22 protein-coding genes and 1 tRNA gene are annotated in these 22,093 nt (G+C 63.4%); 12 read left to right on the plus strand and 11 right to left on the minus strand.

What is annotated here, in order from left to right:
• Positions 1-192 precede the first annotated feature (192 nt).
• Both glnL and ntrC read left to right on the plus strand, forming a co-directional pair.
• The gene (gene glnL / locus PVZ80_RS16945) at positions 193-1,278 is read left to right on the plus strand and encodes a nitrogen regulation protein NR(II) (RefSeq protein WP_009046535.1); all 1,086 of its coding nucleotides are present in this window, start codon (positions 193-195) and stop codon (positions 1,276-1,278) included.
• Positions 1,275-2,711 (plus strand): nitrogen regulation protein NR(I), encoded by a 1,437-nt coding sequence (gene ntrC, locus PVZ80_RS16950; RefSeq protein WP_007929941.1) that lies wholly within the window; start codon positions 1,275-1,277, stop codon positions 2,709-2,711. Before glnL ends, ntrC begins: the two co-directional genes overlap by 4 nt.
• Positions 2,712-3,630: 919 nt before the next feature.
• Here the strand turns inward: ntrC and PVZ80_RS16955 are convergent.
• Positions 3,631-4,071, minus strand: a complete 441-nt coding sequence (locus PVZ80_RS16955; protein ID WP_028683798.1) for a hypothetical protein — start codon at positions 4,069-4,071, stop codon at positions 3,631-3,633.
• On the opposite strand from PVZ80_RS16955, the gene trmL reads away from it, so the two are divergent.
• The gene (gene trmL / locus PVZ80_RS16960; protein ID WP_007930832.1) at positions 4,070-4,525 is read left to right on the plus strand and encodes a tRNA (uridine(34)/cytosine(34)/5-carboxymethylaminomethyluridine(34)-2'-O)-methyltransferase TrmL; all 456 of its coding nucleotides are present in this window, start codon (positions 4,070-4,072) and stop codon (positions 4,523-4,525) included. The two genes, PVZ80_RS16955 and trmL, sit on opposite strands and share 2 nt — an antisense overlap.
• A 219-nt stretch (positions 4,526-4,744) precedes the next feature.
• Here the strand turns inward: trmL and secB are convergent, their stop codons facing one another.
• From secB to PVZ80_RS16975, 3 genes are read right to left on the minus strand one after another with little or no spacing between them, the layout of a single operon-like run.
• Positions 4,745-5,227 (minus strand): protein-export chaperone SecB, encoded by a 483-nt coding sequence (gene secB / locus PVZ80_RS16965; protein ID WP_009046533.1) that lies wholly within the window; start codon positions 5,225-5,227, stop codon positions 4,745-4,747.
• A gap of 56 nt (positions 5,228-5,283) precedes the next feature.
• Positions 5,284-5,538: a glutaredoxin 3 gene (gene grxC / locus PVZ80_RS16970; RefSeq protein WP_124339496.1), complete on the minus strand. Its 255-nt coding sequence runs from the start codon at positions 5,536-5,538 to the stop codon at positions 5,284-5,286.
• Position 5,539: 1 nt separating this feature from the next.
• Complete coding sequence (locus PVZ80_RS16975) at positions 5,540-5,953, minus strand: rhodanese-like domain-containing protein (RefSeq protein ID WP_009046532.1); 414 nt, start codon at positions 5,951-5,953, stop codon at positions 5,540-5,542.
• A 151-nt stretch (positions 5,954-6,104) separates the two neighbouring features.
• Between PVZ80_RS16975 and gpmI the strand changes: the two genes are divergently transcribed.
• The 4 genes from gpmI (at position 6,105) to PVZ80_RS16995 (ending at position 11,321) form a co-directional block, all read left to right on the plus strand.
• Positions 6,105-7,634, plus strand: coding sequence for a 2,3-bisphosphoglycerate-independent phosphoglycerate mutase (gene gpmI / locus PVZ80_RS16980; RefSeq protein ID WP_198919643.1), 1,530 nt, complete (start codon positions 6,105-6,107; stop codon positions 7,632-7,634).
• A 136-nt stretch (positions 7,635-7,770) separates the two neighbouring features.
• A complete protein-coding gene (locus tag PVZ80_RS16985) occupies positions 7,771-9,057 on the plus strand; it encodes a murein hydrolase activator EnvC family protein (RefSeq protein WP_041985460.1) in 1,287 nt (428 codons plus the stop codon).
• A 31-nt stretch (positions 9,058-9,088) separates the two neighbouring features.
• Positions 9,089-10,399 (plus strand): S41 family peptidase, encoded by a 1,311-nt coding sequence (locus PVZ80_RS16990; RefSeq protein WP_009046529.1) that lies wholly within the window; start codon positions 9,089-9,091, stop codon positions 10,397-10,399.
• Positions 10,400-10,562: 163 nt separating this feature from the next.
• Positions 10,563-11,321, plus strand: coding sequence for a divergent polysaccharide deacetylase family protein (locus tag PVZ80_RS16995; RefSeq protein WP_041985458.1), 759 nt, complete (start codon positions 10,563-10,565; stop codon positions 11,319-11,321).
• 131 nt (positions 11,322-11,452) lie between these two features.
• On the opposite strand, the gene PVZ80_RS17000 is transcribed toward PVZ80_RS16995, so the two are convergent.
• The 7 genes from PVZ80_RS17000 to PVZ80_RS17030 all read right to left on the minus strand — a co-directional run bounded on the left by PVZ80_RS17000 (position 11,453) and on the right by PVZ80_RS17030 (position 17,394).
• Complete coding sequence (locus PVZ80_RS17000; protein ID WP_009046527.1) at positions 11,453-12,208, minus strand: substrate-binding periplasmic protein; 756 nt, start codon at positions 12,206-12,208, stop codon at positions 11,453-11,455.
• A 63-nt stretch (positions 12,209-12,271) separates the two neighbouring features.
• Positions 12,272-13,042 carry an imidazole glycerol phosphate synthase subunit HisF gene (gene hisF, locus PVZ80_RS17005; protein ID WP_007921812.1) on the minus strand — a complete coding sequence of 257 codons (771 nt, stop codon included), beginning with the start codon at positions 13,040-13,042 and terminating at the stop codon, positions 12,272-12,274.
• 85 nt (positions 13,043-13,127) lie between these two features.
• Positions 13,128-13,877: a 1-(5-phosphoribosyl)-5-[(5-phosphoribosylamino)methylideneamino]imidazole-4-carboxamide isomerase gene (hisA, locus tag PVZ80_RS17010; protein ID WP_009046525.1), complete on the minus strand. Its 750-nt coding sequence runs from the start codon at positions 13,875-13,877 to the stop codon at positions 13,128-13,130.
• 95 nt (positions 13,878-13,972) lie between these two features.
• Positions 13,973-14,236, minus strand: a complete 264-nt coding sequence (locus PVZ80_RS17015) for a DUF2164 domain-containing protein (RefSeq protein ID WP_009046524.1) — start codon at positions 14,234-14,236, stop codon at positions 13,973-13,975.
• Positions 14,237-14,875, minus strand: coding sequence for an imidazole glycerol phosphate synthase subunit HisH (gene hisH / locus PVZ80_RS17020; RefSeq protein WP_009046523.1), 639 nt, complete (start codon positions 14,873-14,875; stop codon positions 14,237-14,239).
• Positions 14,875-15,468 carry an imidazoleglycerol-phosphate dehydratase HisB gene (gene hisB / locus PVZ80_RS17025; protein WP_007921806.1) on the minus strand — a complete coding sequence of 198 codons (594 nt, stop codon included), beginning with the start codon at positions 15,466-15,468 and terminating at the stop codon, positions 14,875-14,877. Before hisB ends, hisH begins: the two co-directional genes overlap by 1 nt.
• Positions 15,469-15,732: 264 nt before the next feature.
• On the minus strand, positions 15,733-17,394 hold the full coding sequence (locus PVZ80_RS17030; protein WP_041985450.1) for an OFA family MFS transporter: 1,662 nt from the start codon (positions 17,392-17,394) through the stop codon (positions 15,733-15,735).
• A gap of 389 nt (positions 17,395-17,783) precedes the next feature.
• Here PVZ80_RS17030 and PVZ80_RS17035 point away from each other — a divergent pair, with 389 nt between their 5' ends.
• The 5 genes from PVZ80_RS17035 to PVZ80_RS17055 all read left to right on the plus strand — a co-directional run bounded on the left by PVZ80_RS17035 (position 17,784) and on the right by PVZ80_RS17055 (position 22,018).
• Positions 17,784-18,194, plus strand: a complete 411-nt coding sequence (locus tag PVZ80_RS17035; protein WP_028683804.1) for an acetyl-CoA sensor PanZ family protein — start codon at positions 17,784-17,786, stop codon at positions 18,192-18,194.
• Between the two features lie 68 nt (positions 18,195-18,262).
• Positions 18,263-20,506, plus strand: a complete 2,244-nt coding sequence (locus tag PVZ80_RS17040; RefSeq protein ID WP_273864227.1) for an AsmA family protein — start codon at positions 18,263-18,265, stop codon at positions 20,504-20,506.
• Positions 20,503-21,570, plus strand: coding sequence for an A/G-specific adenine glycosylase (gene mutY / locus PVZ80_RS17045; RefSeq protein WP_273864228.1), 1,068 nt, complete (start codon positions 20,503-20,505; stop codon positions 21,568-21,570). Before PVZ80_RS17040 ends, mutY begins: the two co-directional genes overlap by 4 nt.
• Entirely contained in the window at positions 21,567-21,839 is a 273-nt protein-coding gene (locus PVZ80_RS17050) for an oxidative damage protection protein (RefSeq protein WP_007921798.1), read from the plus strand. Before mutY ends, PVZ80_RS17050 begins: the two co-directional genes overlap by 4 nt.
• A 103-nt stretch (positions 21,840-21,942) precedes the next feature.
• A tRNA-Phe gene (locus PVZ80_RS17055) sits at positions 21,943-22,018 on the plus strand.
• Positions 22,019-22,093 lie beyond the last annotated feature (75 nt).

Raw genomic sequence — 22,093 nt, forward strand, 5'->3', positions numbered from 1 at the left:
GTTCGAAAGTACCCAGCGCAGCCGGCAAAACGCTGCGAAAGAGAACTTTAAACGTCTGTTTCAGGGCTCGAGCGCTTCTTTTCGGAGCCTTGGTTTGGTTTTTGCATTTTCTCGATACCAGCGCCTTATTCGCGCGCGCAATCCTGGGCCGGCCCGGGATTGCCTTGTTTCAAAAGAGGTCAACATTTACCCATGACCATCAGCGATCAACTGCACCGCTTGCTACTCGACAACCTGACCACCGCGACCATCCTGCTCAACGCCGACCTGCGCCTTGAGTACATGAACCCGGCGGCGGAGATGTTGTTGGCCATCAGTGGCCAGCGCAGCCATGGGCAATTCATCAGCGAACTGTTCACCGAATCGGCCGAAGCCCTGAGCTCCCTGCGCCAGGCGGTGGAACAGGCGCATCCGTTCACCAAGCGCGAAGCCATGCTCACCGCGCTGACCGGCCAGACCCTGACCGTGGACTACGCCGTGACGCCGATCCTGAGCAATGGCGACACCCTGCTGTTGCTCGAAGTCCATCCCCGTGACCGCCTGCTGCGGATCACCAAGGAAGAGGCCCAGCTGTCCAAGCAGGAAACCAGCAAGATGCTGGTGCGCGGCCTGGCCCACGAGATCAAGAACCCCCTCGGCGGGATTCGCGGCGCCGCCCAGTTGCTGGCCCGCGAACTGCCGGACGAGAACCTCAAGGACTACACCAACGTCATCATCGAAGAGGCCGACCGCCTGCGTAACCTGGTGGACCGCATGCTCGGCTCCAACAAGCTGCCGTCGCTGGCCATGTGCAACGTGCACGAAGTGCTGGAGCGCGTGAGCAGCCTGGTGGAAGCCGAAAGCCAGGGCTGCATCACCCTGGTGCGCGACTACGACCCGAGCATTCCCGATGTGTTGATCGACCGCGAACAGATGATCCAGGCGGTGCTCAACATCGTGCGCAACGCGATGCAGGCCATCAGCAGCCAGAACGAGCTGCGCCTGGGCCGCATCTGCCTGCGTACCCGCACCATGCGCCAGTTCACCATCGGCCACGTGCGCCACCGCCTGGTGACCAAGATCGAGATCATCGACAACGGCCCGGGGATCCCCGCGGAACTCCAGGAAACCATCTTCTTCCCCATGGTCAGCGGCCGTCCGGACGGTACCGGGCTGGGCCTGGCCATTACCCAGAACATCATCAGCCAGCACCAGGGCCTGATCGAGTGTGACAGCCATCCCGGCCACACCACGTTCTCGATCTTTCTGCCACTGGAACAAGGAGCCCCATCGACATGAGCCGTAGTGAAACCGTGTGGATCGTCGATGACGACCGTTCTATCCGTTGGGTTCTGGAGAAAGCCTTGCAACAGGAAGGCATGACCACCCAGAGCTTCGATAGCGCCGATGGTGTGATGAGTCGCCTGGCCCGCCAGCAGCCGGACGTGATCATCTCCGACATCCGCATGCCCGGCGCCAGTGGCCTGGACCTGCTGGCGCGGATCCGCGAGCAACATCCGCGCCTGCCGGTGATCATCATGACCGCGCACTCCGACCTGGACAGCGCTGTCGCTTCCTATCAGGGCGGCGCCTTCGAGTACCTGCCCAAGCCGTTCGATGTCGACGAAGCGGTGTCGCTGGTCAAGCGCGCCAACCAGCATGCCCAGGAACAGCAAGGCCTGGAGGTGATCCCCGCGCTGGCCCGCACTCCGGAGATCATCGGCGAAGCGCCAGCGATGCAGGAGGTGTTCCGCGCCATCGGTCGCCTCAGCCATTCCAACATCACCGTGCTGATCAACGGTGAGTCCGGTACCGGTAAAGAGCTGGTGGCCCACGCCCTGCACCGCCACAGCCCGCGGGCGGCTTCGCCGTTCATCGCGCTGAACATGGCGGCGATCCCCAAGGACCTGATGGAATCCGAGCTGTTCGGCCATGAAAAAGGCGCGTTTACCGGCGCCGCTAACCTGCGGCGTGGGCGCTTCGAGCAGGCCGACGGCGGCACGCTGTTCCTCGACGAGATCGGCGACATGCCGGCCGACACCCAGACCCGCCTGCTGCGGGTGCTGGCCGACGGCGAGTTCTACCGGGTCGGCGGGCATACGCCGGTCAAGGTCGACGTGCGCATCATCGCCGCGACCCACCAGAACCTGGAAACCCTGGTGCACGCCGGCAAGTTCCGCGAAGACCTGTTCCACCGCCTGAACGTGATCCGCATCCATATTCCGCGCCTGTCGGACCGTCGCGAAGACATCCCGACCCTGGCCAAGCACTTCCTCAGCCGCGCCGCCCAGGAGCTGGCCGTCGAGCCCAAGCTGCTGAAAAGCGAGACCGAGGAATACCTGAAGAACCTGCCGTGGCCCGGCAACGTGCGCCAGCTGGAGAACACCTGCCGCTGGATCACCGTGATGGCTTCGGGTCGCGAGGTGCATATCAGCGACCTGCCGCCGGAGCTGCTGAGCCTGCCGCAGGATTCGGCGCCGGTGACCAACTGGGAGCAGGCCCTGCGCCAGTGGGCCGACCAGGCCCTGGCTCGCGGCCAGTCGAGCCTGCTGGACAGCGCGGTGCCGAGCTTCGAGCGGATCATGATCGAGACCGCCCTCAAGCACACCGCCGGCCGCCGTCGCGACGCCGCCGTGCTGCTGGGCTGGGGCCGCAACACCCTGACGCGCAAGATCAAGGAGTTGGGGATGAAGGTCGACGGCGGGGATGACGACGACAGCGACGAGGGCTGAGCCGCTGTGAGCCTGTAGCCGCTGCCGCAGGCTGCGATAAGGCCGAAGGCCTTCAGCGATCTTGAGATCCTGCGCGCCCTTCGGTCGCGATCGCAGCCTTCGGCAGCGGCTACAGTGCAAGGCATTCGTGCTGTGTCGAATGGCAGAGCCAATCGCGGGCAAGCCTCGCTCCTACAGATTCAGGTCGTTTGCGGCAATTGCGCCCGACACGGCTTCTGTAGGAGCGAGGCTTGCCCGCGATGCTTTTTGTGCACCGCAATGGTGAGCCTGCACTGCCGGAATGCGTGGCCGGGCATGGAGTTTCAGCTCCGACGCCGTCGATATTTCCGGCAAGAACAAATCCACAGAACGACGAAAGCCCCGTAAACCGGGGCTTTCAGCATTTCTTGAAAATTCGCTTAACCGTTTAAGCCAGAATTGGCACGCCCCCTGCAAAGACAAGATCACGAGTGCAGTCACTCACCCGTTTTGGGGACCTTGGTACAGGCAGGCCGAGAATCCCCTTCTTTACACCCGGAACCCCTACCGCTCGCAGCGACGGGTTCCAGCCGGTTTGGGGAACCCTGGTACAGGCAGGCCAGGGATTCTCTCTTTAACCCCGGGCTCATCACGCTCTCAGCGACGAGCCCCACCCGTTTCGGGAACCTTGGTACAGGCAGGCCAGGGATTCCCTCTTTAACACCCGGGCTCATCACGCTCACAGCGACGAGCCCTACCCGTTTCGGGAACCTTGGTACAGGCAGGCCGGGGATTCCCTCTTTACACCGGGCCCAGCGCGATCAGCGCGGCCCTCACGCTTTTGGGAACCTTGGTACAGGCAGGCCGGGGCTTCCCCTCTTTACACCGGGCCCGGCGCAATCAGCGCCCCGCCCTCACGCTTTTGGGGACCTTGGTACAGGCAGGCCGGGAATCCCCTCTTTTATTCCTCGCGCAGCTGGAGCTCCAGGCGCCAGCGCCCGTCGACCTCGCTGCCCGACCACTCGCCGTGCAGCGCCCGCGCGGCGACCACGTTCAGCAGCAAGCCTTCCTCAGCCGCCCGCACCCGCCAGTTGGCATCCTTGTCGTTGATCTTCAACTGGCCCTTCTGCGCTCGCCCCTCGGCTTCGAACAGCAGCGCCACTGCCCCGTCGATGTGCTCGCCATGGACCTTGGGCTCGTTGTTGAACCACACCACCAGGGCATTGGGCTGGACCTGCACTTCCTGCAACTCGGTAGGGTCCGGAGTGGTCAGGCGACCGATCATCAGCCCCACCATCACGCCAAAGATCGCCAGCGAGCCGAACACCCGCAGCATTAGCTTCGGCCTGACGTCCGCTTCAGGCGTAGAATGCGGCCTGTCTTTTTCTTCGGAGCCGTGCATGTTTCACGTCATCCTTTTTCAACCAGAAATTCCGCCGAATACCGGCAACGTAATCAGGCTGTGCGCCAATAGCGGCTGCCACCTGCATTTGATCGAGCCACTGGGTTTCGAAATGGACGACAAGCGCCTGCGCCGGGCCGGCCTCGACTACCACGAATATGCCACCTTGCAGCGCCATGCCGACCTCGCCAGCTGTCTTGAAAGCCTAGGCCATCCGCGCCTGTTCGCCTTCACCACCAAGGGCTCGCGACCGTTCCACGACGCCAGCTTCGCCGAGGGCGACGCCTTCCTGTTCGGCCCGGAAAGCCGCGGCCTGCCCGCCGAAGTGCTGGACGCCCTGCCCGCCGAACAACGCCTGCGCCTGCCCATGCGTGAAGGCTGCCGCAGCCTGAACCTGTCCAACACCGTGGCGGTGGCCGTCTACGAAGCCTGGCGCCAGCTGGGGTTCAAATAAGCCACCCACTTCCGCGCCACTCCCTGTAGCCGCTGCCGCAGGCTGCGATAAGGCCGAAGGCCTTCAGCGTTCTCAAGGCCTTGCGCCTCCTTCGGCGGTGATCGCAGCCTTCGGCAGCGGCTACAGGTTCGGCGCCGGTATCGACATCAGTCTCGAAACCTTGGGCCCGAACATGAAAAAAGCGCCTGAAACGGCGCTTTTTTCATGGAACCCAGCAGCTTATTGAACAGTGCCTTCACCAGCTGCCTGCAGGCGTTGCAGCTCTTGTGCGTACAGCGCGTCGAAGTTCACCGGAGCCAGCATCAGGGCCGGGAACGAACCGCGGGTCACCAGGCTGTCCAGCGCTTCGCGAGCGTACGGGAACAGGATGTTCGGGCAGAACGCGCCCAGGGTGTGGCTCATCGAAGCGTCGTCCAGGTTCTTGATCAGGAAGATACCGGCCTGTTGCACTTCGGCGATGAACGCTACTTCTTCACCATTCTTCACGGTGACCGACAGGGTCAGCACGACTTCGTGGAAACCTTCTTCCAACGCCTTCTGGCGGGTGTTCAGGTCCAGGCCGACGCTCGGCTCCCACTGCTGGCGGAAGATCGCCGGGCTTTTCGGAGCTTCGAAAGACAGGTCACGCACATAGATACGCTGCAGCGAGAATTGCGGTGCGGATTCGTCTTCGGTCGCAGCGGTGTTCTGTTGGTCAGTCATCTCAGATCCTTCTTGATCTCGGGGTCATGTAGGGTTTGCTGATCTTGGGGGGGCAGTCAGGCCGCGAGCAGTGCGTCGAGCTTGCCGGCGCGCTCCAGGGCGAACAAATCGTCACAACCGCCCACATGGGTGTTGCCGATCCAGATCTGCGGCACGGACGTGCGCCCGGCCTTCTGGGCCATTTCGGCGCGAACCTGCGGCTTGCCGTCGACCTTGATCTCTTCGAAGGCTACGCCTTTGTTCTCGAGCAGGTACTTGGCCCGCGAGCAGTAGGGGCAGTAATCGCTGGAATAGACGACGACGGCGGCCATATCACTTCACCAGCGGCAGGTTGTCGGCTTTCCAGCTGCCAACGCCACCGGACAGCTTGGCGGCGGTGAAGCCGGACTTCATCAGCTCGCGAGCGTGGGTGCCGGCGTGCTGACCCAGGGCGTCGACCAGAATGATGGTCTTGGCCTTGTGCTTTTCCAGCTCGCCCACGCGGGCGGCCAGTTTGTCTTGAGGGATGTTCAACGCGCCGACGATATGGCCCGCGGCGAAGTCCTTGGACGGACGGATATCGATCACCACGCCCTGCTCGCTGTTGACCAGCGCGGTCAGTTCACGGGTGCTGAGGCTGCGGCCACCGCGGCTCAACTCGTGAGCGATCAACAGAGCCAGCAAGATGACGAAGGCGCCGACGAGCAAGTAGTGTTCAGTGGCGAATTGAATCAGGTGAGCAACCATCAAGGAGGTTCCAGGGCGTTAAAATGTCGGCCAGTATACACAGCCCTCCGGGTCGGCCAAACCCCGCCCGGCGGTGACGCCACCGGAACTTCGCTTTAAACTGCCACTCCCTTTTTCCAACATTCTCCCAATCCAGCCACGAGTGGAATCTATGACTACCACGCCTAAACCTTTGGTCCTGATGATTCTGGATGGCTTCGGTCACAGCGAGAGCCACGAATCCAACGCTATCTATGCGGCCAAGAAGCCGGTCCTCGACCGCCTGTACGCCAGCGTGCCGAATGGCCTGATCTCGGGTTCGGGCATGGATGTCGGCCTGCCGGACGGCCAGATGGGCAACTCCGAAGTCGGCCACATGAACCTCGGCGCCGGCCGCGTGGTGTACCAGGATTTCACCCGTGTCACCAAAGCCATCCGCGATGGCGAGTTCTTCGAAAACCCGACCATCTGCGCCGCCGTGGATAAAGCCGTGGCCGCCGACAAGGCCGTGCACATCCTCGGCCTGCTGTCCGACGGTGGCGTGCACAGCCACCAGGACCACCTGGTGGCGATGGCCGAACTGGCCTTCAAGCGTGGCGCCGAGAAGATCTACCTGCACGCCTTCCTCGACGGCCGCGACACCCCGCCGAAAAGCGCCGCCTCGTCGATCGAACTGCTGGATGAAACCTTCAAGACCCTGGGCAAGGGCCGTATCGCCAGCCTGATCGGCCGCTACTTCGCCATGGACCGCGACAATCGCTGGGACCGCGTGGCCCAGGCCTACAACCTGATCGTCGACGGCAAGGGCGAATTCAACGCCGCCACCGCCCAGGAAGGCCTGCAGGCCGCCTACGAGCGTGGCGAGAGCGACGAATTCGTCAAGGCCACCACCCTCGGCGAGCCGGTGAAGGTCGAAGACGGCGACGCCGTGGTGTTCATGAACTTCCGCGCCGACCGCGCCCGCGAGCTGAGCCGGGTGTTCGTCGAGGACGGTTTCAAGGAGTTCGAGCGCGCCCGCCAGCCGAAACTGGCCGGCTTCGTCATGCTGACCCAATACGCGGCGAGCATTCCGGCCCCTTCGGCCTTTGCCCCGGGCAGCCTGGAAAACGTGCTGGGCGATTACCTGGCGAAAAACGGCAAGACCCAGCTGCGCATCGCCGAAACCGAGAAATACGCCCACGTGACCTTTTTCTTCTCCGGTGGCCGCGAAGAGCCGTTCCCGGGCGAAGAACGCATCCTGATCCCGTCGCCGAAAGTCGCCACCTACGACCTGCAGCCGGAAATGAGTGCGCCGGAAGTCACCGACCGGATCGTCGACGCCATCGAAAACCAGCGCTACGACGTGATCGTGGTCAACTACGCCAACGGCGACATGGTCGGCCACAGCGGCGTGTTCGACGCGGCGGTCAAGGCCGTTGAATGCCTGGACCTGTGCGTCGGCCGGATCGTCGACGCCCTGGAAAAGGTCGGCGGCGAAGCCCTGATCACCGCCGACCACGGCAACGTCGAGCAGATGTCCGACGCCGCCACCGGCCAGGCCCACACCGCCCACACCAGCGAGCCGGTGCCGTTCATCTATGTTGGCAAGCGCAACCTGAAGGTCCGCGAAGGCGGAGTCCTGGCTGACGTGGCGCCGACCATGCTCAAGTTGCTGGGCCTGCCGCAGCCTGCGGAAATGACTGGCACTTCGATACTGGTCTGATATCAAACAGTCCGAATAATGGGCCGGAAACGGCTTTTTATGACGAACGCCTCAAAGCAGTTGGCTTTGAGGCGTTTTTTTTGCAGCGAGGGGCGGGCATACTAGGCCGTCCCTTTCCCTGGTGTCGCCCGCCTCTATGCTTCGCGCCCTGATTACCCTAGCTCTGATCTGCCTGCTCCAACCGGCCTTCGCCGACGAGCGCGCGCAAACCCAACAGCAGTTGGACGCCACGCGTCAGGACATTGCCGAGCTGAAAAAGCTGCTGGGCAAGCTGCAGGAAGAAAAGTCCGGCGTGCAGAAAGACCTGCGCGGCACCGAAACCGAGATGGGCAAGCTGGAAAAGCAGGTCGATGCCCTGCAGAAAGAGCTGAAGAAAAGCGAATCCGAGCTGCAGCGTCTCGATGAGGAGAAAAAAAAACTCCAGAGCGCGCGCATTGAACAGCAACGACTGATCGCCATCCAGGCCCGCGCGGCCTACCAGAACGGCCGTCAGGAGTACCTCAAGCTGCTGCTCAACCAGCAGAACCCGGAAAAATTCGCCCGCACCCTGACCTATTACGACTACCTGAGCCAGGCCCGTCTGGAGCAGCTGAAGAATTTCAACGAGACCCTGCGCCAGCTGGCCAATGTCGAAAAGGAAATCTCCCTGCAGCAAGCCCAGCTGCTGGTGCAGAAAAGCAGCCTCGACACCCAGCGCGAAGAGCTCGACAAGGTCCGCAAGGAACGCCAGGTGGCCCTGGCCAAGCTCAATGACGACGTGAAGGCCCGTGGCGACAAGCTCAAGGCCCGCGAACAGGACCAGGCCGACCTGGGCAAGGTGCTGAAAACCATCGAGGAAACCCTGGCCCGCCAGGCCCGCGAGGCAGAGCAAGCGCGACAGAAAGCGCTGATCGCCCAGCAGGAAGCCGAAAAAAAGCGTTTGCGTGAGGCCCAGGCCAGTGCCGACGACAGCCCGCGCAAGCCGCCCCGAGCGGCGCCCGGCCCCTTGGTTTCCAGCGCAGGCGCCTCCTATGGAGGCCCTTTTGCTTCATCCCGGGGAAAACTTCCATGGCCGGTTGATGGTCGACTGCTGGCGCGCTTCGGCGAAAGCCGCGGCGACGATGCCCGGACCAAGTGGGACGGGGTGATGATCAGCGCCTCGGCCGGCAGCCAGGTGCATGCCGTCCACGGCGGCCGCGTCGTGTTCGCCGACTGGTTGCGCGGCGCCGGCCTGCTGGTGATCCTCGACCATGGCAACGGCTACTTGAGCCTCTACGGACACAACCAGACGCTGCTTAAAGAAGCAGGCGATGTGGTCAAGGCCGGCGAGTCCATCTCCACTGTGGGTAGCAGTGGCGGCCAGGGCGCGCCTGCACTGTACTTCGCTATTCGCCAGCAGGGTCGCCCAAGCGACCCGGCACAATGGTGCCGCGCGCAAGGATAAGCGCGCCATCTCATTCAGGAGTTCGTTCGACATGCTGCATTTGTCCCGCCTCACCTCGCTGGCCCTGACGATCGCTCTGGTGATCGGTGCGCCCCTGGCGTTTGCCGCCGAAACCGCTCAATCGACAGCCGCCACGACCACCAAGGCGCCATTGCCGCTCGAAGAGCTGCGCACCTTCGCCGAGGTCATGGACCGGATCAAGGCCGCCTATGTCGAACCCGTCGACGACAAGACCCTGCTGGAAAACGCCATCAAGGGCATGCTCAGCAACCTCGACCCGCATTCGGCCTACCTGGGCCCTGAAGACTTCGCCGAGCTGCAGGAAAGTACCAGCGGCGAATTCGGCGGCCTGGGCATCGAAGTCGGCGCCGAGGACGGCATCATCAAGGTGGTGTCGCCGATCGACGACACCCCGGCGTCCAAGGCCGGCATCCAGGCCGGCGACCTGATCGTCAAGATCAACGGCCAGCCGACCCGTGGCCAGAGCATGACCGAAGCCGTGGACAAGATGCGCGGCAAGATCGGCCAGAAAATCACCCTGACCCTGGTCCGCGACGGCGGTGCGCCGTTCGACGTGACCCTGGCCCGCGCTACCATCCAGGTGAAGAGCGTGAAGAGCCAGCTGCTGGAGTCGGGCTACGGCTACATCCGCATCACCCAGTTCCAGGTCAAGACCGGCGAGGAAGTGTCCAAGGCCCTGGCCAAGCTGCGCAAGGACAACGGCAAGAAGCTCAACGGCATCATCCTCGACCTGCGCAACAACCCGGGCGGCGTGCTGCAGTCGGCGGTGGAAGTGGTCGACCACTTCATCACCAAGGGCCTGATCGTCTACACCAAGGGCCGCATCGCCAACTCCGAGCTGCGCTTCTCCGCCACTGGCAAGGACGAAAGCGAAGCGGTACCGATGGTGGTGCTGATCAACGGTGGCAGCGCCTCGGCTTCGGAGATCGTCGCCGGCGCCCTGCAGGACCAGAAACGCGCGGTGCTGATGGGCACCACCAGCTTCGGCAAGGGCTCGGTGCAAACCGTGCTGCCGCTGAACAACGACCGTGCGCTGAAGATCACCACCGCGCTGTACTTCACCCCGAACGGCCGCTCGATCCAGGCCCAGGGCATCGTGCCGGACATCGAGGTGCGCCGCGCCAAGATCACCAACGAGGCGCAGGACAACGAGTACTTCAAGGAAGCCGACCTGCAAGGTCACCTGGGCAATGGCAACGGCGGCGCCGACAAGCCGACCGCTTCCGGCAGCAAGCCCAAGCCGATGCCGCAGGACGACGACTACCAGCTGGCCCAGGCCCTCAGCCTGCTCAAGGGCTTGAGCATCACCCGCAGCAAGTGATGGAACCCATCGCGAGCAAGCCCGCCGCCTCCTCTGTAGGAGCGAAGCTTGCTCGCGATGGCGTCATCATGATCGCCACACCCCGCCAAGGCCTTACCCGAACCTTATGCTTCAAATCCTGACCAACCAACGCCAACCCCACCCACGGTTGTCGTGGAGGCTCATGATCGGGCTTCTGTGCCTTCTCGCCTTCACCTCGACCCAGGCCGCCGAGCCCGCTGCGCGCAAGGCCTACCTGAGCCTGATCATCGACGATCTCGGGCAGAACCTGCCCCGCGATCGCCGCGTACTCGCCCTGCCCGGCCCGGTGACCACGGCGATCATGCCCGACACGCCCCACGCCGCCGAATTCGCCCGCGAAGCCCATCGCGCCGGCAAGATCGTCATCCTGCACATGCCCATGGATCCGGCCACCGGCCCCTTCGCCTGGCACCCCGAGCTGCCCATCGAAGAGCTGGAAAGACGCCTCAATGCCGCCTTCAAGGCCGTGCCCTACACCAGCGGCATCAACAACCACATGGGCAGCCGCATGACCTCCCAGCCCCAGGCCATGGCCTGGCTGATGGCCGAGTTGCAGCGCCGCCACAAGTTCTTTGTCGACAGCCGCACCAGCGCCAAGACCGTGGCCGCCGCCGAAGCGCAGAAGATCGGCCTGGCCAGTGTGTCCCGCGATGTGTTCCTCGACGACGAACGCACCGAAGCCGCCATCGGCCACCAGTTGCAGACCGCGATCGACCTGGCGCGCAAGCAGGGTTCGGCGGTGATGATCGGCCATCCCTACCCGCAGACCCTGGCCGTGCTCGAACGCGAACTGCCCAGGCTCAAGGCCCAGGGCATCGACTGGATCGATATCGAGTTGATGATCAGCGTGCGCAGCAACAGGGCGATGTCCGGGCACGGCAAGGATGGGGTTTACCGCTGAGGATTGGCGGCGGACGTTCGAATGCATCGCGGGCAAGCCTCGCTCCTACAGGAGCCGTGCCAGACGCAATTACCGCAAACGACCTGAATCCGTAGGAGCGAGGCTTGCCCGCGATATTCAGCTGCGTCTGCCTACAGGTAGCGGCCCATGATCTCTTCCACCACGCCTTCCTCGCGCAGCTGATCCAGCGCGGCCTGCAGCCGGGCGACGGTCTCGTCCGGCACTTCTTTGTTCAGCGCCAGGTACAGCTGGGCGCTGTGGAAGCGCAGCACGGTCTTGAGCCCGGTCACGCCTTCCTGCCTGGCCAGGTAACGCCCGGCGGGGTCGCCGGTGGCCCATAGATCGATCTGGCCGCCGACCAGCTTCCTGGCGTTGTCCTGGTCCTTCAGCACCACCTGCGGCTTGAGCCCTTGCTTGGCCAGGGTCTCGGCGATGGCGTCGCCCTTGTAGGCGCCGATCCGGTATTTGCGCGCCTGCTCCAGGGATTGCAGGGCGATCTTGCTGTCGTCCCGGGCCAGCAGGATCCAGTCATCCGGGCCGATGGGGCCGACCCATTTGAACAGCGGCTCCCGGTCCGGCAGCCGCGCCGTGACAAACACGCCATACCCCGGCTGCTCCAGGGCGAGCTTGTAGATGCGCTCCCAGGGAAAGCGCAGGGTCAGGCTGTAGTTGATCCCGGCGCGCTTGAACATTTCGCGGACGATATCCACGGCGATGCCGTTGATATTCTCGCCCTGGGCGAAGTTCTTGCCGTTCCTGGCCATGTTGTAGGGGGGGAAGTTTTCCGTCAGCAGCACCAGGGAGGTGTCCGGCGTTTGCGCTGCGCGAGCGCTTGCGGCGAAGAGAACCGAAGCGCTGGCAAGAACAAGAAGAAGACGTTTGAACATGACGGGCTACCGGAATCCATGGCGTGCTCCAGAGTGCCGCGAGCCCGCCATGCTGTCCAGTGGCTATCTTACGACGATACCGCGGTGTGCCATGTAGGCCTTGGCCTCGGGCACGGTGTACTCGCCGAAGTGGAAGATGCTCGCCGCCAGCACCGCGCTGGCGTGGCCTTCGAGGATGCCGTCGGCCAAGTGTTGCAGGTTGCCGACACCGCCCGAGGCGATCACCGGAATGCCCAGGGCGTCGCTGATGGCGCGGGTCACACCCAGGTCGAAGCCGTTCTTCATGCCGTCCTGGTCCATGCTCGTCAGCAGGATTTCGCCGGCGCCCAGGCCTTCCATCTTCTTCGCCCACTCCACCGCGTCCAGCCCGGTAGGCTTACGCCCGCCGTGGGTGAAGATCTCCCAGCGCGGGGTTTCGCCCGGCCCGGACACCTTCTTAGCATCGATGGCGACGACGATGCACTGCGAGCCGAAATGCTGCGCCGCTTCGCCGACGAACTCGGGGTTGAACACCGCCGCGGTGTTGATCGAGACCTTGTCCGCACCGGCGTTGAGCAGGTTGCGGATGTCCTGCACGGTACGCACGCCACCGCCGACGGTCAGCGGGATGAACACCTGGCTGGCCATGCGTTCGACGGTATGCAGCGTGGTGTCACGGCCATCGACGCTGGCAGTGATGTCGAGAAAGGTAATCTCGTCCGCGCCCTGCTCATCGTAGCGACGGGCGATTTCCACCGGGTCGCCGGCGTCACGGATGTTCTCGAACTTGACGCCCTTGACCACCCGGCCGTTGTCGACATCGAGGCAGGGAATTATGCGTTTGGCTAAAGCCATGGTTAATCCTCGAGTTGCAAGCTTCAAGCTTCAAGCTGCAAGAAAGAGCGGATCGCGTTCACGCTCTTAACTTGCAGCTTACAGCTTACGACTTGGAGCTGGCCGCGTAGCCATCACAAAAGGCCTGAGCCTCAGCCACATCCAGAGTGCCCTCATAAATCGCGCGGCCAGTGATGGCGCCGATGATCCCCGGCGCCTTGGCGTCCAGCAGGGCCTTGATGTCGCCCAGATTGTGAATACCGCCGGAAGCGATCACCGGGATTTTGGTGGCCGCGGCCAGGGCAGCGGTGAAGGGTACGTTGCAGCCCTGCATCATGCCGTCTTTGGCGATGTCGGTATAAACGATGGCGGACACGCCGTCGGCTTCGAAGCGCTTGGCCAGGTCGATGACCTGCACGCTGCTGACCTCGGCCCAGCCGTCGGTGGCGACGAAGCCGTCCTTGGCGTCCAGGCCGACGATCACCTTGCCCGGGAAGGCGCGGCAGGCTTCGGCGACGAACTCCGGCTCCTTCACCGCCTTGGTGCCGATGATCACGTAGCTCACGCCGGCCTTGACGTAGTGCTCGATGGTTTCCAGCGAGCGGATGCCGCCACCGATCTGGATCGGCAGGTTCGGGTAGCGCTTGGCGATGGCGGTGACCACTTCACCGTTGACCGGCTGGCCTTCGAAGGCGCCGTTCAGGTCGACCAGATGCAGACGGCGGCAGCCGCCCTCCACCCACTTGGCAGCCATGCTCACCGGGTCATCGGAGAACACCGTGGAATCTTCCATGCGGCCCTGGCGCAGACGTACACAGGCACCGTCTTTGAGATCGATAGCGGGGATAATCAGCATGCTTTTTCCTTCGTAAAAAGAGCTGCAAGCTGCAAGCCACAAGCTGCCAGCATGCGTGTGTATGTTTCTCTCTTACAGCTTGAAGCTCGAAGCTTTCAGCTGCTTTTCTCGAGCGCCCACAGGTCGCTTTCGATGCTTTCGAACCGCTCTTTGAGCTGGGTCTGCACATCGAAAATCGCCCTGTTGTAATAGTGCGGAGCAATTTCACGGGTAAACAGTTCAAGAATCTCGGCTGCCTCGAACGAGCCCAGGTCGAGCTCGAAGCGATCTTCCATGAAGCGCTGGATCTTGTGATTGGCCTCACTCTCCTGCTCGGGGGTGAGGGTCAGGATCGGCGCTTTAGCCTTCTTGACCGCCATTTACCAGCGACCGTCCCACGCTGCGAAGTTCTGCAGCAATTGCAGGCCATGGGTATGGCTTTTCTCCGGGTGGAACTGCACGGCGAAACGCGAACCTTCGGCCAGCGCCGCGGCGAAATCAACGCCGTAGTGACCGCTACCGACCACCTGCCGCGCGTTGCCGGCGGCGATGTAGTAGCTGTGCACAAAGTAGAAGCGCGCCAGGTCCGGGATGTTGTGCCACAGCGGGTGGCTCACCGCCTGTTTCACTTCGTTCCAGCCCATGTGCGGGACTTTCAGGTGTTCGCCGTCTTCATGCAGGTCTTTGCCGAAGAACTTCACCTGGCCGGGGAACAGGCCGATGCAGTCGACGCCGTCGTTCTCTTCGCTGTGGTCGAGCAAGGCTTGCATGCCCACGCAGATGCCGAGGAACGGACGGTCCTGGCTGACTTCACGTACCAGCGCGTCGAAGCCCAAGCGACGGATCTCCGCCATGCAGTCGCGAATCGCGCCGACGCCGGGGAATACCACCCGGTCGGCTTCGCGAATCACATTGGCATCGCTGGTGATCAGCACCTTGCCGGCGCCGACGTGCTCGAGGGCCTTGGCCACCGAGTGCAGGTTGCCCATGCCGTAATCGATAACCGCGACCGTCTGCATTACAGCACGCCCTTGGTCGAAGGCATCTGCCCGGCCATGCGGTCATCCAGCTCCACGGCCATGCGCAGCGCGCGGCCGAAAGCCTTGAACACGGTTTCGATCTGGTGGTGGGTGTTGTGCCCACGCAGGTTGTCGATGTGCAGGGTGACGTTGGCGTGGTTGACGAAGCCCTGGAAGAATTCCTGGAACAGGTCGACATCGAAGCCGCCCACGGTGGCGCGGGTATAAGGCACATGCATCTGCAGGCCAGGACGGCCGGAGAAGTCGATCACCACGCGCGACAGCGCTTCATCGAGCGGCACGTAGGCGTGGCCGTAGCGACGGATGCCCTTCTTGTCGCCGATGGCTTTGGTGAAGGCCTGACCCAGGGTGATACCGACGTCTTCCACGGTGTGGTGGTCGTCGATATGCAGGTCGCCTTTGCTTTCGATATCCAGGTCGATCAGCCCGTGACGGGCGATCTGGTCCAGCATGTGCTCAAGGAAGGGAACCCCGATATCGAATCGGGCCTTTCCGGTGCCATCCAGGTTGATCGAGGCTTTGATCTGGGTTTCCAGAGTGTCGCGCTCGACGGACGCCTTACGTTCGGCCATCACCAGCTCCGCAAAATCATTGGGCGAAAAAGGCGATCATTATAGGCCGGACGGCGGCTAAACAGGAACACGCAGGACAAGATCCTGACGGGCGCAACCCAATAAAGCCGGGGCTGTACCTGTCATGACAAGCAATATGCAACCTGTAGCCACTGCCACAGGCTGCGATCGGCCGGAATTGGCCGTGGCGATCCTGAAATCGCTGAAGGTCCTGCGGACCTTATCGCAGCCTTCGGCAGCGGCTACATCCTTGCCAGCGATGCCTTAGTGGAACAACACCGCGGTCTTCTGCAGGGTGACCCATACGCCCCACGCCAGCGGAATGCCCACCACCAGCCAGGCGGCGACCGCCAGCGGCACGCTGCCGGACGAGGCTTTCCACTCCAGCACCGTGCTGCTGTCCGCGCCCTTGTCATGGCCCAGCGCCTGTTCGGCGGCCAGCTCGGCGTCGGTCATGAAGTACTTGTCGGCCACCGGACGCACCAGCAGGTTGCACAGGAAGCCCAGCACCAGCAGGCCGGCGAGGATGTACAGGGTGATGTCGTAGGCCGCGGCGCGCTCGACGCCGATGCTCAACTGATACTCACGCAGGTAGTTCACCAGCACCGGGCCAAGCACGCCTGCCGCCGCCCAGGCGGTGAGCAGACGACCGTGGATCGCGCCCACCATCTGGGTGCCGAACAGGTCCGCCAGGTAGGCCGGAACCGTGGCGAAACCGCCGCCGTACATCGACAGGATGATGCAGAACGCCGCCACGAACAGCGCGACGTTGCCCAGATGCCCCAGGTTCGGGATCAGCGCATACAGGGCAAAGCCCAAGGCGAAGAACACGAAGTAAGTGTTCTTGCGGCCCAGGTAGTCGGAGAACGAGGCCCAGAAGAAACGACCACCGATATTGAACAGGCTCAGCAGGCCGGTGAAGCCGGCGGCGATCGCCGCGATCGACGCCAGCTGCGAAGCATCCAGCTGACCGAAGGCCAGCTCGTTGCCCAGCAGCTTGCCGGCGAAGACTTCCTGCAATAGCGGCGAAGCCATGCCGAGGATGCCGATACCGGCGGAAACGTTCAGGCACAGCACCAGCCATACCAGGCGGAACTGCGGGGTTTTCCAGGCCACGTTCACATGCACGTGACGGTGGGTGATCATCGCGTTCGCGGCTTTTTTCGCCGGCGGAGTCCAGCCCTCGGGCTTCCAGCCGGTCGGCGGCACGCGGTACGACAGCGCGCCACCGATCATGAACACGAAGTAGATCGCCGCCATCACCAGGAAGCTCTGCCAGACGCCAACACCGGTTGGCGAAGCGAAGTGACTCATCAGTGCCGCCGCCAGCGGCGCACCGACCATCGCGCCACCGCCGAAGCCCATGATCGCCATGCCGGTGGCCATGCCGCGCTTGTCCGGGAACCACTTGATCAGGGTCGACACCGGCGAGATGTAGCCCAGGCCCAGGCCGATACCGCCGATCACGCCGGAGCCGAGCCACATCAGCCAGATCTGGTGGGTATAGATACCCAGCGCCGAAATCAGCAGGCCGCCGCACCAGCACAGCGCCGACACCACACCGGCCTTGCGCGGGCCGGCGTGTTCCAGCCAGCCGCCCCAGACCGCCGCGGAGCAGCCGAGGAAGATGAAGAACAGGGTGTAGATCCAGCCGAGCATCGAGATCGGCCAGTCACACTGGGACGAAAAGACCTGAGCGATAAAGCTCATGTCCGGGGCACAGGCCACCGGAGCGGTAACGCCCAGGGCCTTGGACAGCGGCAACCAGAACACCGAGAAGCCGTAGGCCATGCCGATGCACAGGTGGATGGCCAGAGCGGCCGGTGGAACCAGCCAACGGTTGAAACCGGGCTTGGCGATGATGCGTTCTTTGGACAAGAACGCCGGCTGGGCGGCAATGACGCCCGCCTCGGTGCTAGTGCTCATGAGTGTTTCCCCCAATTATTGGAATTATTCGCCGGCCACTCTCCACCCACGACCTTTGCACGCAGACGTGGCCGTTTTATCGAGTGAAGCTCCATAGAGTGCGACTTTTGGTCGCAGAAGGGCAGATGAACTGCGAGAGATTACCATTTGCTCGTGACAGAAAAAGCAAACTGCCATCACCTTTTCCGCATCATCTGCTCCGCAACACGGCAATAACGCTTCTGTAGGAGCCAGGCTTGCCGGCGATGGGCGTTATGCGGTGTGTCAGGCAGAACGCTTCGCGGGCAAGCCTCGCTCCTACAGAAGCCTGCACGATGCCTGCCCCTCGCCAGCCCGCGCGCTGCTGTCGATAATGGCCAGCCATTCCTTCGCCCTGCACAGGATCCCCCATGCCCATCGTTGTCGAGTCGCTGAAACAAGCCAGCTATCAGGATCAGCAGGACCTGCAGAAGATCTACCGCGATGCCCCGCCCTGGCTGTTCGCGCCGCAGCGCGATGACCAGGAGCTGATCGAAACCGCCCTGGGCGACGGCAGCCTGATCGCCGGGCGCTTCAACGACCGCCTGCTGGGCGCCGCCCGCCTGCAACGGCACCCAGGCGTCTGGCACCTGTCCCAGTTGTGCGTGCGCAAGATCACCCGGCGCCGTGGCGTGGCCGAGCGACTGGTGAGCGAAGCACAGAAAATGGCCGCCCGGCATGACGCCGCCTTGCACCTGCTGGCCCCCGCTGGGCATCTCGAAGCCCAGGCGCTGGCGGCCAAGCTGCAGATACCGCTGGATGTGCTGCAAAGCGATCAGTGACCAGTGGCCAGGCCCGGGGCGTTATACTCCCTGGCTAAATTCGAATTCGACACTACAAGGACTCGCCCATGAAAGCGTTCGGCAAAATCCTGGGTCTGGTACTTCTCGGGCTGTTACTGATCATCGTGGCTCTCGGCTTCGCCCTGACTCACCTGTTTGATCCCAACGACTACAAAGAAGAAATTCGCCAGATAGCCCGCGACAAGGCCCACATCGAGCTGACGCTCAATGGCGATATCGGCTGGAGCCTGTTCCCCTGGCTCGGCCTCGAACTGCATGAAGCCGGCGTCGCCACCCTGGCCAACCCGACCCAGCCGTTCGCCGACCTGCAGATGCTCGGTCTGTCGGTCCGCGTGCTGCCGCTGCTGCGCCGCGAAGTGCAGATGAGCGATGTGCGTGTCGAAGGCCTGAACCTGCGCCTGACCCGCGACAAGGACGGGCACGGCAACTGGGAAGACATCGGCAAGATCGCCCCCGCCGACAAGCAGGCCGCGACCCCGGCCACCAGCACCGGCGACACCAGCACCGGCGACACCACCGCCGCGACCCCGGCCAGCCCGGAAAAACCGGCGCAGCCGATCCGCCTGGATATCGACAGCCTGACCGTGAACAACGCCCGGGTGGAATACAACGACGAACAGAGCGGCAAGCAGTTCACCGCCGAAAGCATCCAGCTGAGCACCGGCCCGATCCACGAAGCGACCAATACCCCGGTCAAGCTCACCGCCTTCCTCGCCAGCACCCAGCCGGCCGTGCGCGTACGCACCGAGTTGAAGGGCGAGCTGCGCTTCGACCGCGTGCTCAAGCGCTATCAGTTCGAAGACATGAAGCTGTCCGGCGAAGCCGCCGGCGATCCGCTGCAAGGCAAGACCCTGACCTTCGCCGCCCAGGGCCAGCTGCTGCTGGACCAGGCCGCCAACGTCGCCGAATGGAACAGCCTGAAGCTCTCGCTCAACCAGCTGCGCGCCATCGGCGAGCTCAAGGTCCACGACCTGGACAAGACCCCGCAGCTCAACGGCGGTATCTCCATCGCCCAGTTCGACCTGGCCAAGTTCGTCGACAGCGTCGGCCAGACCCTGCCGGCCATGGCCGAAGGCAGCCTGAGCAAGGTCGAGCTGGTCAGCCGCCTGTCCGCCACGCCGAACAGCATCGCCCTGGAAAACATCAACCTGAAACTCGACGACAGCAGCTTCAGCGGCCGCCTGGCGGTCGAAGACCTGGCCAAGCAATCGCTGCGCGCCCAGCTCAAGGCCGACACCTTCGACGTCGACCGCTACCTGCCGCCGAAGTCCGCCGAGGCCAACAGCGCCGCGGTGGCGCGCAAGGCCGAAGTGCAGAGCAGCGAAGCCAGCGCCGTCGCCGGGGCCGGCAACTCGCCGCTGCCGGACGCGCCAACCAAGGGCGCCTGGAGCACCGAGCGCCTGCTGCCGGTGGAACGCCTGAGCAAGCTGGATGTGGACGCCGACCTGAGCTTCGGCCAGCTGACCCTGGACAAGCTGCCGATCCAGAACGCCACGCTCAAAGCCAACAGCCAGGGCGGCCTGCTGACACTCGAAGGCCTGCGCGGCGAGCTGTACAACGGCAGCTTCGAAGCCAACGGCAACCTCGACGTGCGTCAGCCGACTCCACAGCTGAGCCTGCAGACCAGGATCAACCGGGTACCGGTGGAGCGCATCCTGGAAAGCCAGGGGCAGACCCCACCGGTCAAGGGCCTGGTGACCCTCGACAGCAACCTGACCAGCAGCGGCAACAGCCAGAAGGCGCTGGTCGACAGCCTCAACGGCAACGCCAGCTTCGTCGTCAACAACGGCGTGCTGCTCAATGCCAACCTTGAACAGCAAGTGTGCCAGGGCATCGCCACGCTAAACCGCAAGGCCCTGAGCAGCGAGCCACGGGGCAAGGACACACCGTTCCAGGAACTCAAGGGCAACCTGACCCTGCGTAACGGCGTGGCCAGCAACCCGGACCTGAAAGTGCGCATCCCGGGCATGAGCGTCAAAGGCAATGGCGACATCGACCTGCGCGTACTGGGCATGGATTATCGCGTCGGCATCATCGTCGAAGGCGACAAGAGCGACATGCCGGACCCGGCCTGCCAGGTCGGCGAACGTTTTGTCGGCATCGAACTGCCGCTGCGCTGCCGCGGCCCGCTGGAACTGGGCGCCAAGGCCTGTCGCCTGGACCGCGACGGCCTGGGCCAGGTCGCAGCCAAGCTGGCCGGCGATCGCATCAGCGAAAAGCTCGATGAAAAACTCGGCGACAAGGTCAGCCCGGAACTGAAAAACGCACTCAAAGGGCTGTTCAAACGATGAGGGCCGAGCAGTTCGCACCGGCGGTACTGGACTGGTACGACCGCCATGGCCGCCATGACCTGCCCTGGCAGCAGGAGATCAACCCGTACCGGGTCTGGGTCTCGGAAATCATGTTGCAGCAGACCCAGGTCAGCACCGTGCTCAACTACTTCGACCGGTTCATGGCCTCGCTGCCGACGATCCAGGCCCTGGCCGCCGCGCCGGAAGACGAAGTGCTGCACCTGTGGACCGGCCTGGGTTACTACACCCGCGCGCGCAACCTGCAAAAGACCGCGAAGATCGTGGTCGCCGAGTACGGCGGCGAGTTTCCCCGCGACGTGGAAAAACTCACCGAGCTGCCGGGCATCGGCCTGTCCACCGCTGGCGCCATCGCCAGCATCAGCATGGGCCTGCGCGCGCCGATCCTCGACGGCAACGTCAAGCGGGTGCTGGCGCGCTTTACTGCGCAGGAAGGCTATCCCGGCGAACCCAAGGTGGCCAAGCAGCTGTGGGCCGCGGCCGAGCGCTTCACCCCGCAGACCCGGGTGAACCACTACACCCAGGCGATGATGGACCTGGGCGCCACCCTCTGCACCCGAAGTAAACCCAGTTGCCTGCTGTGCCCCCTGGAAAGAGGCTGCGAAGCGCACATGCTGGGCCTGGAAACCCGCTACCCGATCCCCAAGCCACGCAAGGCCGTCCCGCAGAAACGCACGCTGATGCCGATGCTGGCCAACCACGAAGGCGCCATCCTGCTGTACCGCCGGCCCTCCAGCGGCCTGTGGGGCGGTTTGTGGAGCCTGCCAGAGCTGGACGACCTGGCGGACCTGGAACACCTGGCTTCGCAGCACTCGCTGGAGCTGGGCAAACAACAGGAAATGCCCGGGCTGGTGCACACCTTCAGTCACTTCCAGCTGGCCATCGAGCCCTGGCTGGTGCAGGTCCAGGCATCCGCCCATCACGTGGCCGAGGCCGACTGGCTCTGGTATAACCTCGCCACCCCGCCGCGTCTGGGCCTTGCCGCCCCGGTGAAAAAACTGCTCAAACGCGCGGCCGACGTATTGAACGCAGGAGAGTTGCAATGACCCGCACCGTGATGTGCCGCAAGTACAAAGAACAATTGCCGGGCCTGGAGCGTCCTCCGTACCCGGGCGCCAAGGGCCAGGAAATTTTCGAGCACGTGTCCGCCAAGGCCTGGGCCGACTGGCAGAAACACCAGACCCTGCTGATCAACGAAAAACGCCTGAACATGATGAACGCCGAAGACCGCAAATACCTGCAGGGCGAGATGGACAAGTTCTTCTCCGGCGAGGAATACGCCAAGGCCGACGGCTACGTGCCGCCGTCCGAGTAATTGCCCGCAAATCGGGGTGGGAACGTAAGCGGCGGTAATAATTAAACTTTTTTTCAAAACTTGCTTGACGCCCCCCCGAAAAACCCGTTTAATGCGCCCCGTTGCCCAGATAGCTCAGTCGGTAGAGCAGGGGATTGAAAATCCCCGTGTCGGCGGTTCGATTCCGTCTCTGGGCACCACTAATACCGAAACCCCTGAATCGCAAGATTCAGGGGTTTTTTATTGCCTGCGATTAACTGGCACTTATCTGCGCC

This window comes from Pseudomonas sp. B3G-3 (genome assembly GCF_028640915.1).
Lineage (GTDB): Bacteria > Pseudomonadota > Gammaproteobacteria > Pseudomonadales > Pseudomonadaceae > Aquipseudomonas > Aquipseudomonas chlororaphis_I.

Bases quoted from the DNA above. Each gene is read 5' to 3' on its own strand.
- ntrC (WP_007929941.1), top strand. From the start codon at position 1,275: ATGAGCCGTAGTGAAACCGTGTGGATCGTCGATGACGACCGTTCTATC.
- grxC (WP_124339496.1), bottom strand. From the start codon at position 5,538: ATGGCCGCCGTCGTCGTCTATTCCAGCGATTACTGCCCCTACTGCTCG.
- hisH (WP_009046523.1), bottom strand. From the start codon at position 14,875: ATGCAGACGGTCGCGGTTATCGATTACGGCATGGGCAACCTGCACTCG.
- mutY (WP_273864228.1), top strand. From the start codon at position 20,503: ATGAGGGCCGAGCAGTTCGCACCGGCGGTACTGGACTGGTACGACCGC.
- PVZ80_RS16995 (WP_041985458.1), top strand. From the start codon at position 10,563: ATGATCGGGCTTCTGTGCCTTCTCGCCTTCACCTCGACCCAGGCCGCC.
- PVZ80_RS17040 (WP_273864227.1), top strand. From the start codon at position 18,263: ATGAAAGCGTTCGGCAAAATCCTGGGTCTGGTACTTCTCGGGCTGTTA.
- PVZ80_RS17035 (WP_028683804.1), top strand. From the start codon at position 17,784: ATGCCCATCGTTGTCGAGTCGCTGAAACAAGCCAGCTATCAGGATCAG.
- PVZ80_RS16955 (WP_028683798.1), bottom strand. From the start codon at position 4,071: ATGCACGGCTCCGAAGAAAAAGACAGGCCGCATTCTACGCCTGAAGCG.
- secB (WP_009046533.1), bottom strand. From the start codon at position 5,227: ATGACTGACCAACAGAACACCGCTGCGACCGAAGACGAATCCGCACCG.
- PVZ80_RS16975 (WP_009046532.1), bottom strand. From the start codon at position 5,953: ATGGTTGCTCACCTGATTCAATTCGCCACTGAACACTACTTGCTCGTC.
- gpmI (WP_198919643.1), top strand. From the start codon at position 6,105: ATGACTACCACGCCTAAACCTTTGGTCCTGATGATTCTGGATGGCTTC.
- PVZ80_RS16990 (WP_009046529.1), top strand. From the start codon at position 9,089: ATGCTGCATTTGTCCCGCCTCACCTCGCTGGCCCTGACGATCGCTCTG.
- trmL (WP_007930832.1), top strand. From the start codon at position 4,070: ATGTTTCACGTCATCCTTTTTCAACCAGAAATTCCGCCGAATACCGGC.
- PVZ80_RS17030 (WP_041985450.1), bottom strand. From the start codon at position 17,394: ATGAGCACTAGCACCGAGGCGGGCGTCATTGCCGCCCAGCCGGCGTTC.
- hisF (WP_007921812.1), bottom strand. From the start codon at position 13,042: ATGGCTTTAGCCAAACGCATAATTCCCTGCCTCGATGTCGACAACGGC.
- hisB (WP_007921806.1), bottom strand. From the start codon at position 15,468: ATGGCCGAACGTAAGGCGTCCGTCGAGCGCGACACTCTGGAAACCCAG.
- PVZ80_RS17050 (WP_007921798.1), top strand. From the start codon at position 21,567: ATGACCCGCACCGTGATGTGCCGCAAGTACAAAGAACAATTGCCGGGC.
- PVZ80_RS16985 (WP_041985460.1), top strand. From the start codon at position 7,771: ATGCTTCGCGCCCTGATTACCCTAGCTCTGATCTGCCTGCTCCAACCG.
- PVZ80_RS17000 (WP_009046527.1), bottom strand. From the start codon at position 12,208: ATGTTCAAACGTCTTCTTCTTGTTCTTGCCAGCGCTTCGGTTCTCTTC.
- hisA (WP_009046525.1), bottom strand. From the start codon at position 13,877: ATGCTGATTATCCCCGCTATCGATCTCAAAGACGGTGCCTGTGTACGT.
- PVZ80_RS17015 (WP_009046524.1), bottom strand. From the start codon at position 14,236: ATGGCGGTCAAGAAGGCTAAAGCGCCGATCCTGACCCTCACCCCCGAG.
- glnL (WP_009046535.1), top strand. From the start codon at position 193: ATGACCATCAGCGATCAACTGCACCGCTTGCTACTCGACAACCTGACC.